Origin of the sequence: Peribacillus sp. NPDC094092 (assembly GCF_050279365.1) — a bacterium.
GTDB lineage: Bacteria > Bacillota > Bacilli > Bacillales > DSM-1321 > Peribacillus.
In genome coordinates, this window is record NZ_JBNNUC010000012.1 from 18380 (window position 1) to 39838 (window position 21459).

Sequence of the window (21459 nt, forward strand, 5' to 3'; positions counted from 1 at the left end):
CCATATCCTCCAAAGTTACAGGGTAACATAGGAGCACCTTTGCTATAGTATCATTATTAGTCGGATACTGTCAACTTCTTTCAAAAAAATAATTCAAGCAAAAGGTTTTCCTTACATAATTCTATTAAGATTATCTATTTGCCTAAACGGAATATATCAAATCCCCAAGCTGCTTTTCAGTCAGCCATGAGTAATAAGAGAGACCAGCTCAATAAACTCTGATCCTTCAGCTCCAATGGGAAACAGGAGTGGAGTTTTCAGTTTGAATTATTGAGCTGGTCCTTTATCCTTTAATCCACTGTTACGGTATCGGCACTTTCGTCACCAACAACGACAGGGTTTGCTTTTCTGTATCTAAGCATTCCCGTTCCTGCAGGGACAAGTTTACCGATGATGACATTTTCTTTAAGTCCAAGCAATTCATCACGTTTTCCTTTTATTGCTGCATCAGTCAAGACTCTGGTTGTTTCTTGGAATGACGCGGCAGACAAGAAGGAATCCGTTTCTAGTGATGCTTTTGTGATACCTAGCAATACAGGGCGTCCTGTAGCCGGTAATTTGTTGGTCAGCAATGCATCGGTGTTTGCAGTTGTGAATTGGTTGACGTCCAGTAATGTTCCTGGAAGCACTTCAGTTTCACCTGCATCAAGCACACGGACTTTACGCATCATTTGTCTAACCATTACCTCGATATGTTTATCGCCGATTTCAACACCTTGCATCCGGTATACTTTTTGAACTTCATGAAGCAGGTATTCCTGAACAGTAAGTACATCTGTAACCTTCAGCAATTCTTTCGGATCGATGGAACCCTCTGTCAACTCTTCACCACGACGGACAGGCGTATCAACAGTTACTCTTAAACGCGCTGTGTATGGAGCAGTATACGTGCGTGATTCAACGGCACCTTGAACGACGATTTCCTGTTGTTTATCCCGAATTTCATTAATCGAAACAATCGTTCCTTCGATTTCGGAAATGACAGCTTGACCTTTAGGGTTTCTCGCTTCAAATATCTCTTGGATACGAGGAAGACCTTGAGTGATATCATCTCCAGCAACCCCACCTGTATGGAATGTACGCATCGTTAACTGTGTACCAGGTTCTCCGATTGATTGAGCGGCAATAATACCGACTGCTTCGCCCACTTCAACTTCCTGACCTGTAGCCAAGTTACGTCCATAACATTTTTTACATACACCATGACTGGTGTTGCATGTAAAGGCGGAACGGATCCATGCTGTTTCAATTCCAAGTGATTCAATATAGTTAGCAAGATCTTCAGTAATAAGGTCGTTTTCAGCCACGATTACTTCATTTGTTTCTGGATGCCTGATCGCTTTTCTTGCATAACGGCCAATTAGGCGCTCTTCAAGATGCTCAATTATTTCAGTACCCTCTCTCAAGGCTGAAATTTTCAAGCCGCGGTCCGTTCCGCAATCGTCATCACGAATGATGACATCTTGTGCAACGTCAACAAGTCGACGGGTAAGGTAACCGGAATCGGCTGTTTTAAGCGCTGTATCGGCAAGACCTTTACGCGCACCATGTGTAGAGATGAAGTACTCCAACACTGTTAAACCTTCACGGAAACTTGATTTGATCGGTAATTCAATGATACGTCCAGCCGGGTTGGCCATCAAACCACGCATACCCGCAAGCTGCGTAAAGTTGGAAGCATTACCACGGGCACCGGAGTCACTCATCATGAAGATCGGGTTGCGACGGTCCAGTGAGTCCATAAGTTTGGACTGAATGGTATCCTTGGCAGCACTCCAGATCGAAATGACGCGATCATAACGCTCATCCTCAGTGATAAGACCGCGTCTGAATTGTTTCAAGACGTTATCCACTTTGGTTTGAGCCTCAGTGATGATTTCTTGTTTTTCTTTTAATACGACGATATCAGCCACACCAACGGTAATACCAGCTTTTGTCGAATATTTGAATCCAAGATCTTTCATCCGGTCAAGCATTTTGGATGTTTCGGTGATTTTAAAGCGTTTAAATACTTCCGCAATGATATTTCCAAGAATCTTTTTCTTGAAAGGATCGATAGCAGGTTGGGACTTAATCAACTCAGGGATATTAGCGCCTTTTTCCACAAAATATTTCTCTGGAGTTTTCGTTTCCAAATTATATCGTGTCGGTTCGTTAATATACGGGAATGATTTAGGTAAAATTTCATTGAAGATTAATTTACCAACAGTCGTGATGAGAAGTTGGCCGTTTTGTTCTTCAGTGAAAGTTTCATTATTTAGTGATGATGCATGTACGGCACAGCGGGAATGTAGGTGTACATATCCGTTTTGGTATGCAAGTAATGCTTCACTTGTATCTTTAAAGATCATACCCTCACCGATAGCGCCTTCTCTTTCCAATGTTAAGTAATAGTTACCTAATACCATATCTTGAGAAGGTGTAACGACAGGTTTACCATCTTTAGGGTTCAAAATGTTCTGTGCTGCAAGCATAAGCATGCGTGCTTCAGCTTGGGCTTCAGAAGATAGAGGAACGTGGACCGCCATTTGGTCACCATCGAAGTCAGCGTTGTAAGCTGTACATACGAGCGGATGCAAACGAATTGCGCGACCTTCAACCAACGTTGGTTCAAATGCTTGGATCCCAAGTCTGTGAAGAGTCGGTGCACGGTTCAATAGTACTGGGTGTTCTCTAATAACTTCTTCTAATACATCCCAAATTTCAGGAGATAAACGTTCAATTTTACGCTTGGCGGATTTGATGTTATGTGCCAGGCCTCTTTGAACAAGCTCCTTCATAACGAATGGTTTGAATAATTCAATCGCCATTTCTTTTGGAAGACCACATTGGTACATCTTTAAGTTTGGTCCGACTACGATAACGGAACGACCAGAATAATCAACACGTTTACCAAGAAGGTTTTGACGGAAACGACCTTGTTTACCTTTTAACATGTGAGATAAAGATTTTAACGGACGGTTACCAGGTCCAGTTACCGGACGGCCCCGACGGCCATTATCGATAAGAGCATCGACAGCTTCTTGCAGCATGCGCTTCTCATTTTGAACGATAATGCTTGGTGCTCCAAGGTCCAGTAATCTTTTCAACCGATTATTACGGTTGATAACACGGCGATATAAATCATTTAGATCAGATGTGGCAAAACGTCCTCCATCAAGTTGAACCATAGGACGAAGTTCCGGTGGAATGACCGGAAGAACGTCAAGGATCATCCATGAAGGCTCATTTCCGGAGTTACGGAATGCTTCAAGCACTTCCAAGCGTTTGATTGCACGGGTTCTGCGTTGTCCTTGAGCTGTTTTAAGCTCCTCTTTCAACGACTCTACTTCCTTTTCCGTATCAATATCTTGTAAAAGTTTTTTAATAGCCTCCGCACCCATGGCAGCTTGGAATTTCTTACCGTATTTTTCACGGTATGTACGATATTCCTTTTCGGAAAGAAGCTGTTTCTTTTCTAAAGTTGTATCGCCCGTTTCAGTTACGACGTAAGATGCAAAGTAAATGACTTCTTCCAAAGCCCGTGGAGACATGTCAAGTACAAGTCCCATACGGCTAGGGATTCCTTTGAAATACCATATGTGTGAAACTGGAGCTGCCAGCTCAATATGACCCATACGCTCACGACGCACCTTAGCACGAGTGACTTCAACGCCACAACGGTCACAGACTACGCCTTTATAACGAACACGTTTATATTTTCCGCAATGACATTCCCAGTCCTTTTGAGGTCCAAAAATTCTCTCACAGAATAAACCGTCTTTTTCTGGCTTTAACGTACGATAGTTGATTGTTTCTGGTTTTTTAACTTCTCCATGGGACCAAGAACGAATCTTGTCTGGTGAAGCAAGACCAATTTTCATATACTCAAAATTATTAACGTCTAACAAGGGGCCTACCTCCCTTTTAATCTCCAGGTTTAACCCTTGATTGCCGTCAAATTTCAGGCAATCTTACACCGGATGATGGTTGATTGAATCAATAAGGCTCTAACAAGGCAGCAGATCTTCAAATGAACATCTCGCTGCCAGTCAGAGCAGGTAATATATAACTAGATATGTTTATATTTAATTTTATTCTTTGACAGGTGCCCCAACTTCGGAAGCAACCATATCCTTGGTTTCTGAATCAAGGCTTAATCTGTCGGCTTGGTTGGCATCATCTTCATCTTCCAAATCACGCATTTCGATTTCACGATCTTCGGCATTAAGGATTTTAACATCCAATCCTAAACTTTGAAGCTCCTTAATCAATACTTTGAAGGACTCAGGAACGCCTGGTTCAGGGACATTTTCACCTTTGACAATCGCTTCGTACGTTTTAACACGACCTACGACATCATCTGATTTAACGGTTAGGATTTCTTGTAATGTATAAGCAGCACCATAAGCTTCAAGTGCCCATACTTCCATCTCACCGAAACGCTGTCCGCCAAATTGCGCTTTACCACCAAGTGGTTGCTGCGTAACAAGGGAGTAAGGTCCAGTTGAACGCGCATGAAGTTTATCATCGACCATATGTGCCAGTTTGATCATATACATGACACCAACTGATACACGGTTATCGAATGCTTCGCCTGAACGGCCGTCATATAGGACTGTTTTGGCATCACGGGACATCCCGGCTTCTTCTATCGTACCCCAAACATCTTCCTCGGTGGCACCATCGAATACAGGAGATGCTACATGAATGCCAAGTGCGCGTGCAGCCATACCTAAGTGAAGCTCCAACACCTGACCGATGTTCATACGAGAAGGTACACCCAATGGGTTTAACATGATGTCGACTGGAGTGCCATCTGGTAAATAAGGCATATCTTCTTCAGGAAGGATCCTGGAGATTACCCCTTTGTTACCATGTCGTCCGGCCATTTTATCGCCTTCATGGATTTTACGTTTTTGAACGATATATACACGTGCTAGTTGGTTTACACCAGGAGGCAGTTCATCGCCGTCTTCTCTGTTGAACACTTTAACATCAAGAACGATTCCGCCGCCGCCGTGAGGAACACGAAGTGACGTATCCCTTACTTCACGTGCCTTTTCACCGAAGATTGCATGTAATAGACGTTCCTCGGCAGTCAATTCCGTTACACCTTTAGGCGTTACTTTACCAACGAGAAGGTCTCCGTCTTTCACTTCAGCACCCACACGGATAATTCCGCGCTCATCAAGATTACGAAGCGCATCTTCCCCTACGTTAGGGATATCACGTGTGATTTCTTCAGGCCCTAATTTTGTATCGCGTGATTCAGATTCATATTCTTCAATATGAATGGAAGTGTACACATCATCTTTAACCAATCGTTCACTCATGATGATGGCATCTTCATAGTTATATCCATCCCATGTCATGAAGGCAACCAATACGTTACGGCCAAGTGCCAACTCACCTTTTTCCATTGAAGGACCATCAGCAAGGATTTCACCTTTTACAACGTTGTCGCCAACACTTACGATAGGGCGTTGATTATAGCACGTTCCTTGGTTGGAACGAATGAATTTTAATAGACGATACTTATCAAGGTTTCCTTTTACTTGCTTTCCGTCAACTTCACTTACCCTACGCACCCATACTTCACGTGATTCAACGTGCTCTACGATACCAGGGTGTTTACAGATTACGGCAGCACCGGAGTCTTTCGCTGAAACATACTCCATACCCGTTCCGACTCGAGGGGCTTCCGGTTGCAGCAAAGGAACTGCTTGACGTTGCATGTTCGCTCCCATAAGGGCACGGTTGGAGTCATCATTTTCCAAGAAAGGAATACATGCTGTCGCAGCAGATACAACCTGTTTAGGAGATACATCCATGTAATCTACGCGGTCGCGCGGAACAACGGTGTTTTCACCGCGGAAACGTGCAACAACATCATTATCAAGGAATGAGCCGTCATCTGACAGTCTTACATTCGCTTGGGCAACTACATAATTATCTTCCTCATCAGCTGTTAAGTAATCGATTTGGCTTGTAATTCTACCTGTATCAGGGTCCACACGGCGATATGGTGTTTCAATGAAGCCATATGGGTTAACCTTTGCAAAACTGGATAACGAGTTAATCAAACCGATATTCGGTCCCTCAGGCGTTTCAATCGGACACATGCGGCCATAGTGGGAATAATGAACGTCACGTACTTCAAAGCCAGCACGCTCACGTGTCAGACCACCAGGTCCCAATGCAGATAGACGACGTTTATGTGTCAATTCAGCCAACGGGTTCGTTTGATCCATGAATTGGGAAAGCTGTGAGCTTCCAAAGAACTCCTTAATGGATGCAATGACCGGGCGAATGTTGATTAGTTGCTGTGGAGTGATTGTATTCGTATCCTGAATGGACATTCTTTCACGTACAACACGCTCCATACGGGATAGACCAATTCTGAATTGGTTTTGCAGCAATTCACCAACGGAACGCAGACGACGGTTACCTAAATGGTCAATGTCATCCGTGATTCCCACACCATGCAATAAATTAAAGAAATAACTGATGGAAGAAATGATATCAGCCGGTGTAATGTTTTTGACCTGGTCAGTCACATAGGCATTGCCGATGATATTGATCACTTTTTCGCCTTCAGCATCGTTTGGCGCAAACACTTTAATAGGTTGAAGAAGAGTTTCTTCCTCTACCACACCGCCAGATGGATGGAATGTCTTGAATCCGATTCCGCCTTCGATATGAGGCAGGATCCTATCAAGAGTCCGACGATCAAGCATTGTCCCTTTTTCGACGATGATTTCACCTGTTTCGGGATCAATCAAAGTCTCTGCAATACGTTGTCCGAATAAACGGTTCTTGATATGCAGTTTTTTATTAATTTTATAACGGCCTACATTAGCTAAATCATAACGTTTCGGATCAAAAAAGCGTGATACTAAAAGACTTTTCGCGTTTTCGACAGTAGGCGGTTCACCTGGGCGTAGACGCTCATAGATTTCTAGTAATGCTTTTTCTACACTCTCGGTGTTATCCTTTTCCAGAGTGTTGCGAAGATATTCGTTGTCTCCGATCAAATCGATGATTTCTTGATCTGTTCCGAATCCAAGGGCACGCATCAATACCGTGATCGGTAATTTCCTGGTGCGGTCGATCCGAACATACACAACATCCTTGGCGTCTGTTTCATATTCGAGCCATGCGCCACGGTTAGGAATAACGGTCGCAGAGAATCCAAGCTTACCGTTTTTATCCATTTTCCCATTGTAGTAAACACTCGGCGAGCGCACTAATTGGGATACAATTACCCGTTCAGCACCATTGATGACAAATGTACCTGTTTCAGTCATCAGCGGGAAATCGCCCATAAATACATCCTGGTCTTTTACTTCCCCTGTTTCTTTGTTAACAAGGCGCACTTTCACACGTAGTGGTGCAGAATACGTAACATCGCGTTCTTTTGTTTCTTCCACAGAATACTTCGGCTCAGCTAAGCTGTAATCGATGAATTCTAACGATAAATTACCTGTAAAATCCTCAATAGGAGAAATATCCTGGAACATTTCCTTTAAACCTACATCTAGAAACCATTGATAAGAAGCTGTTTGAATTTCAATCAGGTTCGGAAGATCCAAAACCTCACTGATTCTTGCATAACTTCTACGTTGGCGGTGTCGTCCATACTGAACAAGTTGACCTGTCAACTGATTCACCCCTTAAATCAAGCGTTATAAGGATCCATTTGCCTCGGAAAAGGAATCATTTCCATAGACAAAAAGAAAATGGTTTTTATTTTAAAAACCACTATTTCTCATAAAACGAACTATTATTTATATATTTTTTCCATATTATCCATTGATTATACATCAATGGTATAAAAATTGCATAGTTACGGAATTATATATATGCATTTTATAATACTAACATAGCGAAAATTTAGAGTCAAACCTTTTTGGATAATAGTATATAGTAACCTTTTTTCTTAACGGGTACTTCTACATTTCCAAATAATTGCTCCATTTTATCCATTGCGGATGGAGCCCCTTGTTTTTTTTGAATGACAACCCATAATTCTCCGCCAGCTACCAACCTGCGATAGCCTTCTTCTAAAATTTCGTGGACTACACTTTTACCTGCGCGAATGGGAGGGTTCGTAAGAATCGCCGCGAATTGATTGGAGGCAACTTTGTCAAAACGATCACTTTCGTAAATCTTCACATTTGCGATTCCATTAGATGCCGCATTCTCTTTTGACAATTCAACTGCCCGGCTATTTATATCAATCATTTCTATCGTTCTATCGGGATAAGCTGCCGCAATCGATATTCCGATTGGTCCATAACCGCAACCAACATCGAGAATATCACCTTCCACAGCTTCATCAAGGTTAAAACTCTCAACCAAAAGACGCGATCCGAAATCAACTTCCTTTTTCGAAAAAACTCCATTATCACTTTTGAAGCGAAATGTACGTCCCTTTAATGTGAAATCCCAAAATTTCGGATTGCTTACGACATCCGGTTTATGTGAGTAGTAATGCTCTGTCAGAGTCATCTCCCCCTATCAGAAAGGAATATTGAAGATTTAATGAGAGAAGAGAATTGAAGAATGGATGCTTGCACGCCGCAATGTTCGAATAACAAAATCCTCTCGTTACCAAACCATTACCGGCCAGTTTCCGTCATTTCTTTAAAAATGAAGAAAAAAAGCCCGCCAGTGATAGCGAGCTTTTTGTTTATGCAAGATTACTTAACTTCAACGCCAGCTCCAACTTCTTCAAGTTTAGCTTTGATTTCTTCAGCTTCTTCTTTAGAAGCGCCTTCTTTGATTGGTTTTGGAGTGTTGTCAACAAGTTCTTTTGCTTCTTTAAGTCCAAGACCTGTAACTTCACGTACAGCTTTGATAACTTTGATTTTTTGATCTCCAGCAGATGTAAGGATTACATCAAACTCAGTTTTCTCTTCAGCAGCAGCGCCACCAGCAGCAGCTACAGCTACAGGTGCAGCAGCAGTTACGCCGAATTCTTCTTCGATTGCTTTTACAAGGTCGTTTAATTCTAAAACAGTCATATTTTTAACTGCTTCAATGATTTGATCTTTAGTCATTTTTATTTCCTCCTCGAAATGGTTGGTTTTTTTTGAATCAATAGGCTAGATAAGCGGTTAGCTTACGCGCCTTGTTCTTCTTTTTGCTCTGCAACAGCTTTTGTAGCAAGAGCAAGTCCGCGCATAGGTGCTTGTAGCACGCTGAGTAGCATTGAAAGTAGGCCTTCGCGTGAAGGTAGTTCTGCAAGAGCTTTAATTTCTTCAGCAGTTGCAACATTTCCTTCGATAACTCCAGCTTTGATTTCTAACGCTTCATGTTTTTTCGCAAAATCGTTAAGGATTTTTGCTGGCGCAATAACATCTTCAGTTGAGAATGCAATTGCGTTTGGACCTGTCAATGATTCGTTCAAAGCGCTAAGTTCAGCACTTTCAGCAGCACGGCGAGTTAAAGAGTTTTTGTAAACTTTAAACTCAACGCCAGCTTCACGAAGTTGCTTACGAAGTTCTGTTACTTCAGCAACAGTCAATCCACGGTAGTCAACAACTACTGTTGATTGGCTTGAAGTTAACTTATCAGAAATCTCAGCAACGATTTTTTGCTTTTGTTCAATAATTGCGTTCATCCTTACACCTCCTGTAGATTTGCTTGAAAACATTTATACCGTTTCAAAGAAAAAGCCTTCATCTCTATTGCAGACATGAAGGCAGTAATTTCAAAAGTCATAGTCTAGGACTATTATTATCGAATTACCTCGGCAGGGAATTAAGCTCGTAATGAGCACCTACTGTCTACGGTACAAATAGTATTCATTTATTTCACAACAAAACTTATTATAACAATAATAGTTTTGGTATGTCAATTATTATTTGAAAGTAGAAGGATCAACTTTCACACCAGGGCCCATTGTAGTTGTTACAGAAACGTTTTTCATGTAAGTTCCTTTAGCAGCCGCAGGTTTAACTTTTAATAATGTATCATAGATAGCAGTGAAGTTTTCCACTAGTTTAGCATCTTCAAAAGATACTTTACCGATTGGAGCATGGATGTTACCAGCTTTATCTACGCGGTATTCAACTTTACCAGCTTTAATTTCATTAACAGCTTTCGTTACATCGAAAGTTACTGTGCCAGTTTTAGGGTTAGGCATTAAACCTTTAGGTCCTAATACACGGCCAAGTTTACCAACTTCACCCATCATGTCTGGAGTCGCAACGATTACATCGAATTCGAACCATCCTTGTTGGATTTTGTTGATGTAGTCAGATTCGCCAACGTAGTCAGCACCAGCAGCTTCCGCTTCTTTTGCTTTTTCGCCTTTAGCGAATACTAATACGCGTTGAGTTTTACCAGTACCATTCGGCAGAACAACAGCTCCACGAATTTGTTGGTCAGCTTTCTTAGGGTCTACGCCTAAACGGAAAGCAACTTCAACAGTCGCATCGAATTTTGCGAAGTTTGCTTTTTTAGCAACTTCAATTGCTTCAGTTACAGCATAAGCCTTAGAAACTTCCACAAGCTTAGCTGCTTCAAGATACTTTTTACCTTTTTTTGCCATGATATAAATCCTCCTAAATTGTGGTTTTAACGGAATGACCTCCCACGAATAAAGGTTGCGAGTATCAATCGCAACCCCGTAGAAACAAATAGCAATTACATGGATTAGTCTTCGATGACAATACCCATGCTGCGAGCAGTACCTTCAACCATACGCATTGCAGCTTCAACGCTTGCAGCGTTTAGGTCAGGCATTTTAGTTTCAGCAATCTCGCGCACTTGATCACGCTTGACTGTAGCAACTTTTTTACGGTTAGGTTCACCAGAACCAGACTCGATACCAGCTACTTTCTTAAGCAATACTGCAGCCGGCGGAGTTTTTGTAATGAATGTAAATGAACGGTCTTCAAATACCGTGATTTCAACAGGAATAATTAGACCAGCTTGATCTGCTGTACGAGCGTTGAACTCCTTACAGAATCCCATGATGTTTACACCAGCTTGACCTAATGCAGGACCGACTGGCGGTGCCGGATTCGCTTTACCAGCAGGAATTTGCAATTTAACCATTTTAATTACTTTTTTAGCCACGAGACACACCTCCTTATAAGTCCGTGATGTGGTAATAGGGTAATACCCTCCCACTCATCTTGAATTCTTTATATATTAATAAAGAATGCTTGTATCGTTGAGGCCTAAAAATTGAAACATACTGACCTTTGAAATTTTACCACTTTCAAAAGGCAATTTCAAGTTTTTTTCCGTTTATAATTTTTCCACTTGATTAAAATCAAGTTCAACCGGTGTATCGCGACCGAACATATTGACTAGGACCCTTACTTTGCCTTTGTCTTTATCAAGTTCTTCAATTGGACCTGCAAAGGTTGCGAATGGTCCCTCTTTAACTTGGACCGTATCACCGATTTCAAAATCAACTTCGATTTTGCTTTCATCCACGCCCATTCGTTTAAGGACGACTTCAATTTCCTCTGGAAGCAATGCAGTCGGTTTTGACCCGGCCCCAGATGAACCTACGAAACCTGTTACGCCAGGCGTATTCCGGACAACATACCATGAATCATCCGTCATGATGATTTCTACCAATACATAACCCGGGAACACTTTCTTTTTTGTCACTTTCTTCTTGCCATCTTTCACTTCTGTTTCTTCTTCTTCTGGAACTACAACGCGAAAGATTTTGTCTTCCATCCCCATAGTTTCAACACGTTTTTCCAAGTTAGCCTTAACCTTGTTCTCATAACCTGAATAGGTGTGAACTACATACCAATTCTTTTCCATGTGTTAGGACTTTAACGTCCTTCCCTCCCTGCAATCAATCATTTTCTTTATTAATCTTTATCTTTGAACGTTTTAGCCAAAATACCATACGCGTCATCCCGACTTAACTAGAAAATATTGTGATGATTCATATTACAGCAGTGCTCGATTTTAAGCTTCTTCACTTATTAAAAAAGACAAATTAAAAAACCCGTTTCCGGGCTTTTCTGCTGACACATATTATTCTATCACTATTATACCTTATTTTTGAATCTCTTATTCAATAACTAGGCGAATTAATTCGGAAATGCCCAAATCGACCACTGTAAAGAATAAAGCCATGAACAATACAGTCGTTACTACAACGATTGTATATTTGGTAAGCTCCTTGCGTTTCGGCCAGCTTACTTTTCGCATTTCGCGAGCGACTCCGCTGAAAAATTCGGTAAATCGTTTCATGAATGTACCTCCAAGCATTAGAAGCTTCTGTCAAATCTATTTATAAAACGGTTATTTCGTTTCTTTATGAATCGAGTGTGAGTTGCACGTACTGCAAAATTTCTTGATTTCCAGTCGTTCGCCGCTTGTAGATTGTTTGCTCTCATAACTATAATTTCTTGAACCGCAATCAGAGCATGCAAGAACTATTTTTTTTCGCATTAAGATACACCTATCCTATCTACTATATCCATAAAACCTTATCACGGCTGTTTTTTATTGTCAATATCAAAGCGGGTTCCATCCATTATGGACACCGGAAATCAAAACGTCGGTTACTCAACATCCATTAAAATTTTTAGTGAATAATAAACTTCCATGTGGAGAAGGGACAGATGAAATTAAGCGGAAAAAGCGGAGGGATTATAAACTGATTTCCCTTACTTCCAGATAGCGCTCGAGCTTTCTTTTCACCCGCTGAAGGGCGTTGTCGATTGACTTAACATGCCGGTTCAACTCTTCCGAAATTTCTTGGTAGGTTTGTCCATCCAGGTAAAGAGCTAACACTTTTCTCTCAAGATCACTCAGGAGCTCGGCCATCTTTAATTCGATATCGTCAAACTCTTCTTGGTTGATGATCAGTTCTTCCGGGTCCAAAACTTTTGTACCCGATATGATATCCATTAGAGTTCGGTCCGATTCTTCATCATAGATGGGCTTGTCCAGGGAAACATAGGAATTGAGCGGAATATGTTTTTGACGTGTTGCTGTTTTGATAGCTGTAATGATCTGCCTCGTAATGCATAGTTCTGCAAATGCTTTAAAAGAAGATAACTTATCCCCTTTAAAATCACGGACGGCTTTATATAAACCAATCATACCTTCTTGCACGATGTCTTCCTTATCGGCACCAATCAAGAAATAAGTCCTTGCCTTCGCTCTTACAAAATTACGATACTTTTGGATCAAATAATCAAGTGCTTCACTGTCTCCAGTGTGCACCAACCCTATCAATTCATCATCCTCAAACTGCAGATACTTTTCGTTCAGTTTCATTCCGAATTTGAGACCCACATTATATCCCCCTGACCTGACTCAGATAGAAATATTATACAGCAGGTAAATTTTACCCGTCAATGGTTCAAATTTTACCCCGACGCCATTTTTCGAAAATTTCTGCCACTTCTTCACTTAAAGGAATTTTAGCCACGGGTCTTATCGTCGTTGTTTTTCTTACATCTTTCTTGATTTCGCCTTGAATTTCTTCCATTTCAATAAGCAGTTCACGAGCGGATTTCCTTAGGGCCCCTTGGCCAAAGATCACCCACTGTTCCGTGAAGTCAGAGGTTGCCACTTGAATTTGCGTTTTGACATTATTCAGTTCAATCGCCATCTTTTCTATTCTTTCATCCGCAGTTTCATTTTCTTTTGTAAAAATTACGTCAACTTTGTGATTTTTGAATATGCGGGCAATTCCCTGAACATATTGAGCGTCAAATACGACAATTACACGGTATCCGGTAAATGCTTGATATTCCGCCATCATTTCTATCAGCCTATCTCTTGCAGCAGCAAGATCCCGTTCTTTTAATTCTCTCAGTTCCGGCCAAGCTCCAATAATGTTATAACCGTCCACCAACAGAATATTCATTTCATCATTGTCCTAGAGGGTTTCTTTTTCTATAGACCTCATACATCAATAAACCGGCAGCTACCGATGCATTCAACGAGGTTACTTTTCCTGCCATAGGGAGGCGGATGAGAAAATCACATTTTTCCTTCATTAACCGGGCCATGCCTTTTCCCTCGCTGCCGATAACAAGTCCGATAGGCATCTTTCCGTCCATGTTACGGTAATCATCGCTGCCTTTCGCATCGGTACCGACTATCCATACCCCTCGCTCTTTCAGCTCTTCCACCGCTCTTGCTAAATTCGTAACGCGAGCTACCGGAATATATTCGATTGCACCCGTCGAAGCTTTTGCCACTGTCGCCGTCAAACCCACCGCTCTTCTTTTTGGGATGATGATCCCGTGGGCCCCGACTGCATCTGCCGTCCTCATGATCGAACCTAAATTATGCGGATCTTCAACTTCATCAAGGATCATGAAAAATGGTGCTTCATCCCGTTCAGCCGCTTTTGCGAATAGGTCATCCAGCTCCACATATTCATATGCAGCCACTTGTGCGATAACACCTTGATGGATGCCTTCTACCATTTGGTCAATTTTTTTCTTCGGTACGATTTGCAGGAATACCTTCTTTTCCTTCGCCAGACCGATGAGCGGTTGCATCGAGCCTTTTTGCGAGCCCTCGGCTATCCAAATTTTATTAATATCCCGTTCGGAACGAAGTGCTTCCATTACGGGGTTTCTGCCAATGATATATTCTTCACTCATGGGTTACTCCCCTTTTCTTCTTCAATGTATTCAATGGATTTTTTGATGAGTTCTTCCATTCTTTCTTTTCGGCCCGATAAATACAAAAATCCCACAAGTGCCTCGAAGGCCGTACTGTAGCGATACGTTTGCACATCTGTATTCTTCGGTACCGTACCGGATTTTGCATTTCGTCCGCGCCGAACGACAGCGGATTCCTCTTCCGATAACCAATCTGACTCCAGGAAAAAGTGGATGATTTTATTTTGCGCTTTAGCAGCTACAAAAGATGTAGCCTTTTTGTGGAGCAGATTGGGCTTGACCGCTCCTTTTTGAATGAGGTGATGCCGTATATACGTTTCGTATACAGCATCCCCGATATATGCTAAAGCAAGACTATTCAGCATTTTGGCATCTACCTTACTATCGTAATGAAGCATTAATTACCCTCTTTTCCATCTTGTACCTTGAGGGGTATCCTCTAATATGATATTCATGTTTTTCAAACGATCACGAATTTCATCAGATAACCCAAAATTGCGGTCTTTCCGCGCTTGAATTCTCTGCTGTATCAAGCCTTCAATTTCTTCATCCAAAAGCCCCTCTTCTTCAAGGGATAAACCTAGGACAGAAAATAAGATGTTGAATTTATCAAGGAAAGCGTCAATCACTTCCTTGTCCGTGTTCTTCTCCATCAAGTAATAATTTGCCTGTTTGGAAAGTTCAAAGAGCATGGATATTGCATTAGCTGTATTGAAATCATCGTCCATTTCCTTAATGAATTGTTCATGTAATTCATTCAGTTTCTTCAACCAGTCATCATTATTCTCAGTCAATCCGTCACTAACTTGAAGGCGATGCTTTAAGTTTTGATAAGATGTCCTTAAGCGATCGAGGGACGCTTTTACATTTTCAAGCACTTCTTCACTATAATTGATGGGATGACGGTAATGTACAGATAACATAAAGAAGCGTAACACTTGTGGATCATGCTTCTTTATGATGTCATGCACAAGGACGAAATTGCCTAAGGACTTAGACATTTTTTCATTCTCAATATTTATATACCCGTTATGCATCCAATAATTCGCAAAGGCCTTACCCGTCAAAGCTTCGGATTGTGCAATTTCATTTTCATGATGCGGGAAAGCCAGATCTTGACCTCCTGCATGAATATCGATTGTATCGCCCAAATACTTTTTGACCATTGCGGAGCATTCTATATGCCAGCCAGGACGCCCCTTACCCCAAGGGCTTTCCCAAGATATTTCATCATCCTTTGCCGTTTTCCAAAGGGCAAAATCAAGGGCATCTTGTTTTTTCTCCCCTATTTCAATACGTGCACCCACCCTCAGCTCATCGATGGACTGGTGTGAAAGTTTTCCATACCCCTCAAACTTACGAGTTCGGTAATACACATCCCCTTCAGATTCATAAGCGAATCCTTTCTCAATTAATGCCGAGATGAATTCAATGATTGCATCCATGTTCTCCATTACGGTTGGGTGAGCATCGGCTTTTTTGCAGCCCAATGCCGACACGTCTTCAAAATAAGCCTTGATGAAACGCTCTGATATGGTTGGGACATCTTCCCCCAATTCTTTTGCCGCACGAATCAGCTTATCATCCACATCCGTAAAGTTCGAAACGAATTGCACATCATATCCGCGGTAATCCAAATACCTACGAACGGTATCGAATACGATTGCCGGTCTTGCATTACCAATATGAATGTAATTATAGACAGTGGGTCCGCATACGTACATCTTCACCTTTCCCTCTTCCATCGGGACGAAGGTTTCCTTTTTTCTTGTAGCTGTGTTATATATTTTAATCGCCATATTATAGGCTCCTTTCCTTCTGCTTCTCTTCAGCCATCTTCGCTCTTAAGGCCCTGATTTCACTGTCCAATTCCTTAAAGCGATCAGCGATTGGATCAGGAAGATCACAATGATTTAGATCTTTGTTGATTTTGATGCCATCTTGAATGACCACTTTACCTGGAATGCCCACCACTGTGGAATTAGGTGGCACTTCCTTTAAAACGACCGATCCTGCACCGATTTTCGAGTTTTCCCCAACAGTGATGGAACCCAGCACTTTTGCTCCTGTAGCAATCAATACGTTATCCTTAATCGTAGGATGCCGTTTTCCCTTTTCCTTTCCTGTCCCCCCAAGGGTTACACCTTGAAAGACAGATACATTGTCGCCAATTTCACAAGTTTCGCCAATGACGATCCCCATTCCATGGTCAATGAAGAAACGACGGCCAATCGTAGCACCTGGATGAATTTCAATTCCGGTAAAAAACCGACTGATCTGAGATATACTTCTTGCCAGGAAAAAGAATTTCCTCTTAAATAGTGCGTGAGCCATCCTATGACTCCAAATCGCATGTAAACCCGCGTACGTCAATATGACTTCCAAATAGCTGCGCGCAGCAGGATCTTGATCAAAAACCACTTCGATATCCTCTTTAAACATCTTTAACAAAATGATTCCCCCCTATGTTTTCCAACATCCCCTTTGAAGCTTTTAAAGCATATAAAAAAGCGTCTCTGTCCAAATAGACAGAGACGCTTTAAGCGCGGTTCCACTCTGTTTGGAATGTTCGAAGCAGGTAAAGCTTTTTCCTGTTTTTTCATCCCCAACTTTAATCCCTGTAACGGAGGACATTCCGCCTGTGCCTACTATTGGTTAGTTCAGCAAAGGACTCAAGGGTGCATTTCAGAAAACGAGAGGCTTGAACCACTTTCAGCAGGTTATGGTTCTCTCTAAAAAGCTTCGTTTACTTACTTCTCCCCATCTACGCGTTCTTTTGTAAGATTATTAAATACTATATTACATTTTTGACAAATTGTTAATATAAAATACTCTGAATACGCTGTTTAATTTTTTCCTTGCCGAGTAATGAAATCGCCTTAGGCAAGTCAGGACCATGAGTTTGACCGGTGACGGCCGCCCTTATCGGCATGAATAATTTTTTCCCTTTATGGCCTGTGCTTTTTTGTACGGCTTTAATCGACTTCTTGATTTCATCCGCGTTAAATTCTTCAAGGCCGTCGATCTCCTGAAGGAAGGCTTTCATGACTTCCGGCACCTGTTCTTCAGCCAGCACTTCCTTGGCTTCTTCCTCGAACACGACCTCATCCTTGAAGAACAGTTCAGATAACTCGACTATTTCCGCTCCATAGCTCATCTGCTCTTGAAAAAGGGAAACTAGCCCATGTACCCACTCTTCTTCTTCGGCGGTCAGTGTCTCTGAAACCTTCCCGGCTTTAATTAAGTGAGGCAATGACAATTCCACTGCACGATTTCCGTCCAATTGCTTCACATATTGGTTATTCATCCATGTAAGCTTTTGTTTATCGAAAAGTGCAGGTGATTTAGACAGCCGATCGGCATCGAAAAGATTAATGAATTCTTCCTTCGTGAAAATTTCTTCTTCCCCGACCGGAGACCATCCTAGTAATGTAATGAAATTGAATAAAGCTTCAGGTACATAACCAAGCTCTTCATATTGCTCAATGAATTGAATGATGGACTCATCACGTTTACTCAGTTTCTTCCTGCTTTCGTTTACAATCAGCGTCATATGTCCGAATGCCGGCGGTTCCCAGCCGAAAGCTTCATAAATCATCAGTTGTTTCGGAGTATTGGAGATATGATCATCACCGCGAAGGACATGGGATATCTTCATCAAGTGATCATCGACGGCCACTGCAAAGTTATAGGTTGGAATGCCATCTTTTTTAACGATGACAAAATCACCAAAGCCATCCGCTTCAAATGAAACCTCATCCTTAACCATATCTTTGAAAGTAAGGACCTTCCCAGCTGGAACGGCAAAGCGAATGCTCGGTTTTCTTCCTTGAGCCACTAGTTCCGCTTGCTCTTCTTCAGTTAAATGCTTGCATTTCCCTGAATATTTTGGTGTTTCATTCCGTTCGACCTGTCCTTCACGCTCTGCTTCAAGCTCTTCTTCCGTACAATAGCATTTATATGCCAAACCCTTGTCTAAAAGTTCTTGATACAATTCCTGATAAAGGTCGTTCCTTTCTGATTGGCGATATGGACCGAATTCACCGCCAACATCAACACCTTCATCCCAATCCATACCAAGCCATTTCAAATATTTAAGCTGACTTTCCTCTCCGCCTTCAATATTTCTCTTTTGGTCGGTATCTTCAATACGGATGATGAATTTCCCGCCTTTATTTCGTGCGTATAAATAATTAAATAAAGCAGTCCGTGCATTACCAATATGTAAATGTCCAGTCGGACTCGGTGCATAGCGAACTCGAATATCGCTGCTCATGATATATATAGACCTCCCAGTCGTTCTATTCTATTGTATATATTATCATTTAAATACATTGGGATAAAGGCATCCACTCTAAAAACGAAATTAGTTTGATTTAACCAATAAAACCACAGCCTGTGCCGCGATTCCTTCGCTCCTGCCTGTAAATCCAAGTTTCTCGGTAGTGGTCGCCTTTACATTAATCCTGTCTATCGAGGCATCTAAAAGTTCAGCAATCCTGCCTCGCATTTCCTCAATGTATGGTGCCATTTTCGGGCTTTGTGCAATGATTGTACAATCCGCATTGCCTAGCGAATATCCTTCATTTTTTACGATCGCCCAAATATGCTGCAGCAGTTTTGCCGAATCGGCATCTTTAAATTCAGGATCGGTATCCGGAAAATGCTTACCGATATCCCCTGCACCAATTGCCCCCAAGCAGGCATCAGCAACAGTGTGCAGAAGGACATCCGCATCCGAATGACCCAGCAAACCTTTCTCATACGGAATCGTAATCCCGCCAATAATCAAAGGTCTCCCCTCCACAAGCTGATGAACGTCATATCCTTGTCCTATTCTAAACATATCATTCTCCCCAATCATCGTTTTCCACGTTGTTGTTTATGTAAAATCGCTTCTGCAAAATAAAGGTCTTCCTGAGTCGTAATTTTAATATTATCATAATTGCCCTCAATAATAACTACCTGTTCACCGATCCGTTCTAGCAAACTTGCATCATCCGTCCCTAAAAACGCTTCAGCCTCTGCCTGTTCATATGCACTTTTTAATATGGATACACGAAAAGCTTGTGGAGTTTGTACCGCCCACAAGCTTGCTCGTTCCACTGTTTCCACTACCTTATTGTTTGATGCTTTTTTAATCGTATCCTTGACGGGCACTGCAATGACGGCCCCTCCATGAAGGGAGGCTGCAGTAGTCAATTCACTGATTTGCCCATGATTGATAAAAGGGCGGGCACCGTCGTGAACCAGGATGATTTCTTCTCCTGCATGTTGCAGTCCATTATAAACGCTTTGTTGGCGCTCCTTGCCGCCCATGACCAGTTTCTTGACCTTTTTAAGCCCATAGGCTGCAATCAATTGACTGAAATAATCCTTTTCTGCCGGGTTTATCGAAAGGATGATTCCCCTGCAGTCAGGATCTTCTTCGAAGACACGCAGTGTATAAACAATAATCGGGATGCCCGATAGTTCAATAAAAAGTTTATTCTTGCCCGCCTTCATTCTTTTGCCTTGTCCAGCTGCAGGTATCACTACTTCATAAAACATAACGGTTTCTCCTACTCTTCTTTATAATGCTTTTTCTAATAGTTTCGGTTTAGCGAATATCATACGGCCTGCAGAAGTTTGCAATACACTTGTGACAAGTACATCGATCCGTTTCCCGATATGGTCACGGCCACCCTCGACAACGATCATGGTGCCATCGTCTAAATAAGCGATGCCCTGATTCTGCTCTTTCCCGTCCTTGATGACCTGAACATTCATCTCTTCCCCAGGAAGGACAACAGGTTTTACGGCATTGGCCAGGTCATTGATATTAAGGACCGCCACATTTTGAAACTCGCATACTTTGTTTAAATTAAAATCATTGGTAACGACCATTCCGCCCGATATTTTGGCAAGTTTAACCAGTTTGCTGTCCACTTCCTGAATGTCCTCAAAATCCCCCTCGTACATCTCCACTTTAATCGGAAGGTCTTTTTGAATCCGATTCAAGATATCCAAACCACGTCTTCCACGATTCCTTTTCAATGCATCAGATGAATCGGCAATATGCTGCAGTTCGTTTAATACGAATTGAGGAATCACTATGGTACCCTCCAGAAACCCTGTCTGGCAAATATCCGCAATTCTGCCATCAATGATCACGCTTGTATCGAGAATCTTCAGCCGCTTGCTATAGCCCTCTTCATCCTCTTCGCCCGCTTCACCATCAGTGTTCTTTTTCTTATTGCTTTTCGTGAATAAACTCAATAGCTCATCACGCTTTTTAAAGCCCACCTGAAAACCAAGATAACCAAATAAAAGCGTAAGGATGATGGGAACCACTGTATTTAAAATAGGAACCTTGATGGCACTGAAGGCAGAGCCAACCAAGAACGCCGCAAGCAGTCCCACTAAAAGACCGACGCTGCCAAAGATTATATCCGTAATTGGTATCTTTACAAGCTGTTCCTCCAGCCACTTCATAAAATAGATCACATGATCTACTGCCCAAAAAGTTATAAGATAAAAGATAATGGCACCCAACAGTACACTTACATAAGGATTGTTTATTAAAGCAATATCATCTGCATGTAAAACAATTAATAATTCTGGAATAAGTAACATACCAAGTGTTCCGCCGACTATTAAGAAGCATGCTTGTATAATGCGTTTTAACATCCCTTTCACCTCCTTCTACTCATTATTGACCAATAAAATAAAATGAAACCTTCGAAAATTCGTTTTCATTATATACGTTAAATTCACTTAAGGAATTAGTGGATTTACAAATATGATTTCTTCTCTTTTTCGTAATATTAGCCTAGCACCCTGAGTTTTGAGTGTCAAAAATAAA

Annotated in this window: 20 protein-coding genes and 2 other annotated features; all 20 genes read right to left on the reverse strand. The window is 41.7% G+C overall.

Annotated elements, in window-relative coordinates; all coding sequences use genetic code 11:
- Nucleotides 1-290: 290 nt before the first annotated feature.
- The 20 genes from rpoC to ACQKNS_RS26565 all read right to left on the reverse strand — a co-directional run bounded on the left by rpoC (nucleotide 291) and on the right by ACQKNS_RS26565 (nucleotide 21284).
- Nucleotides 291-3890 (reverse strand): DNA-directed RNA polymerase subunit beta', encoded by a 3600-nt coding sequence (rpoC, locus tag ACQKNS_RS26470; RefSeq protein ID WP_427646145.1) that lies wholly within the window; start codon nucleotides 3888-3890, stop codon nucleotides 291-293.
- Nucleotides 3891-4073: 183 nt separating this feature from the next.
- Nucleotides 4074-7643 (reverse strand): DNA-directed RNA polymerase subunit beta, encoded by a 3570-nt coding sequence (gene rpoB, locus ACQKNS_RS26475; RefSeq protein WP_427646147.1) that lies wholly within the window; start codon nucleotides 7641-7643, stop codon nucleotides 4074-4076.
- Nucleotides 7644-7881: 238 nt separating this feature from the next.
- Complete coding sequence (locus ACQKNS_RS26480) at nucleotides 7882-8487, reverse strand: class I SAM-dependent methyltransferase (protein WP_427646170.1); 606 nt, start codon at nucleotides 8485-8487, stop codon at nucleotides 7882-7884.
- Nucleotides 8488-8684: 197 nt separating this feature from the next.
- Nucleotides 8685-9044, reverse strand: coding sequence for a 50S ribosomal protein L7/L12 (rplL, locus tag ACQKNS_RS26485; protein ID WP_427646148.1), 360 nt, complete (start codon nucleotides 9042-9044; stop codon nucleotides 8685-8687).
- Between the two features lie 62 nt (nucleotides 9045-9106).
- The gene (gene rplJ / locus ACQKNS_RS26490) at nucleotides 9107-9607 is read right to left on the reverse strand and encodes a 50S ribosomal protein L10 (RefSeq protein WP_241593940.1); all 501 of its coding nucleotides are present in this window, start codon (nucleotides 9605-9607) and stop codon (nucleotides 9107-9109) included.
- 39 nt (nucleotides 9608-9646) lie between these two features.
- Nucleotides 9647-9797 (reverse strand) — a sequence feature (ribosomal protein L10 leader region).
- Nucleotides 9798-9847: 50 nt separating this feature from the next.
- Nucleotides 9848-10540, reverse strand: coding sequence for a 50S ribosomal protein L1 (gene rplA, locus ACQKNS_RS26495; RefSeq protein ID WP_427646150.1), 693 nt, complete (start codon nucleotides 10538-10540; stop codon nucleotides 9848-9850).
- A gap of 104 nt (nucleotides 10541-10644) precedes the next feature.
- Nucleotides 10645-11070: a 50S ribosomal protein L11 gene (gene rplK / locus ACQKNS_RS26500; protein WP_063235791.1), complete on the reverse strand. Its 426-nt coding sequence runs from the start codon at nucleotides 11068-11070 to the stop codon at nucleotides 10645-10647.
- A gap of 174 nt (nucleotides 11071-11244) precedes the next feature.
- The gene (nusG, locus tag ACQKNS_RS26505; RefSeq protein ID WP_048677866.1) at nucleotides 11245-11778 is read right to left on the reverse strand and encodes a transcription termination/antitermination protein NusG; all 534 of its coding nucleotides are present in this window, start codon (nucleotides 11776-11778) and stop codon (nucleotides 11245-11247) included.
- A gap of 255 nt (nucleotides 11779-12033) precedes the next feature.
- Entirely contained in the window at nucleotides 12034-12216 is a 183-nt protein-coding gene (gene secE, locus ACQKNS_RS26510; protein ID WP_076372883.1) for a preprotein translocase subunit SecE, read from the reverse strand.
- Between the two features lie 51 nt (nucleotides 12217-12267).
- A complete protein-coding gene (rpmG, locus tag ACQKNS_RS26515) occupies nucleotides 12268-12417 on the reverse strand; it encodes a 50S ribosomal protein L33 (RefSeq protein WP_076372885.1) in 150 nt (49 codons plus the stop codon).
- 201 nt (nucleotides 12418-12618) lie between these two features.
- Nucleotides 12619-13251 carry an RNA polymerase sporulation sigma factor SigH gene (sigH, locus tag ACQKNS_RS26520; protein WP_094246690.1) on the reverse strand — a complete coding sequence of 211 codons (633 nt, stop codon included), beginning with the start codon at nucleotides 13249-13251 and terminating at the stop codon, nucleotides 12619-12621.
- A gap of 85 nt (nucleotides 13252-13336) precedes the next feature.
- Nucleotides 13337-13846 carry an NYN domain-containing protein gene (locus tag ACQKNS_RS26525; RefSeq protein ID WP_034305067.1) on the reverse strand — a complete coding sequence of 170 codons (510 nt, stop codon included), beginning with the start codon at nucleotides 13844-13846 and terminating at the stop codon, nucleotides 13337-13339.
- Between the two features lie 4 nt (nucleotides 13847-13850).
- Nucleotides 13851-14594: a 23S rRNA (guanosine(2251)-2'-O)-methyltransferase RlmB gene (rlmB, locus tag ACQKNS_RS26530; protein ID WP_427646152.1), complete on the reverse strand. Its 744-nt coding sequence runs from the start codon at nucleotides 14592-14594 to the stop codon at nucleotides 13851-13853.
- Entirely contained in the window at nucleotides 14591-15013 is a 423-nt protein-coding gene (locus ACQKNS_RS26535; protein ID WP_427646154.1) for a Mini-ribonuclease 3, read from the reverse strand. The genes rlmB and ACQKNS_RS26535 overlap by 4 nt, the downstream gene beginning before the upstream one ends.
- 3 nt (nucleotides 15014-15016) lie before the next feature.
- Entirely contained in the window at nucleotides 15017-16414 is a 1398-nt protein-coding gene (gene cysS / locus ACQKNS_RS26540; RefSeq protein WP_427646155.1) for a cysteine--tRNA ligase, read from the reverse strand.
- A gap of 1 nt (nucleotide 16415) precedes the next feature.
- Nucleotides 16416-17066, reverse strand: a complete 651-nt coding sequence (gene cysE / locus ACQKNS_RS26545; RefSeq protein ID WP_427646157.1) for a serine O-acetyltransferase — start codon at nucleotides 17064-17066, stop codon at nucleotides 16416-16418.
- Between the two features lie 76 nt (nucleotides 17067-17142).
- Nucleotides 17143-17391: a binding site (T-box leader), on the reverse strand.
- Nucleotides 17392-17433: 42 nt separating this feature from the next.
- Nucleotides 17434-18891 (reverse strand): glutamate--tRNA ligase, encoded by a 1458-nt coding sequence (gltX, locus tag ACQKNS_RS26550; protein ID WP_427646159.1) that lies wholly within the window; start codon nucleotides 18889-18891, stop codon nucleotides 17434-17436.
- A 90-nt stretch (nucleotides 18892-18981) separates the two neighbouring features.
- Complete coding sequence (gene ispF, locus ACQKNS_RS26555; RefSeq protein ID WP_427646161.1) at nucleotides 18982-19461, reverse strand: 2-C-methyl-D-erythritol 2,4-cyclodiphosphate synthase; 480 nt, start codon at nucleotides 19459-19461, stop codon at nucleotides 18982-18984.
- Between the two features lie 14 nt (nucleotides 19462-19475).
- Complete coding sequence (ispD, locus tag ACQKNS_RS26560; RefSeq protein WP_427646162.1) at nucleotides 19476-20165, reverse strand: 2-C-methyl-D-erythritol 4-phosphate cytidylyltransferase; 690 nt, start codon at nucleotides 20163-20165, stop codon at nucleotides 19476-19478.
- 21 nt (nucleotides 20166-20186) lie between these two features.
- Entirely contained in the window at nucleotides 20187-21284 is a 1098-nt protein-coding gene (locus tag ACQKNS_RS26565; RefSeq protein ID WP_377401576.1) for a PIN/TRAM domain-containing protein, read from the reverse strand.
- Nucleotides 21285-21459: the final 175 nt, after the last annotated feature.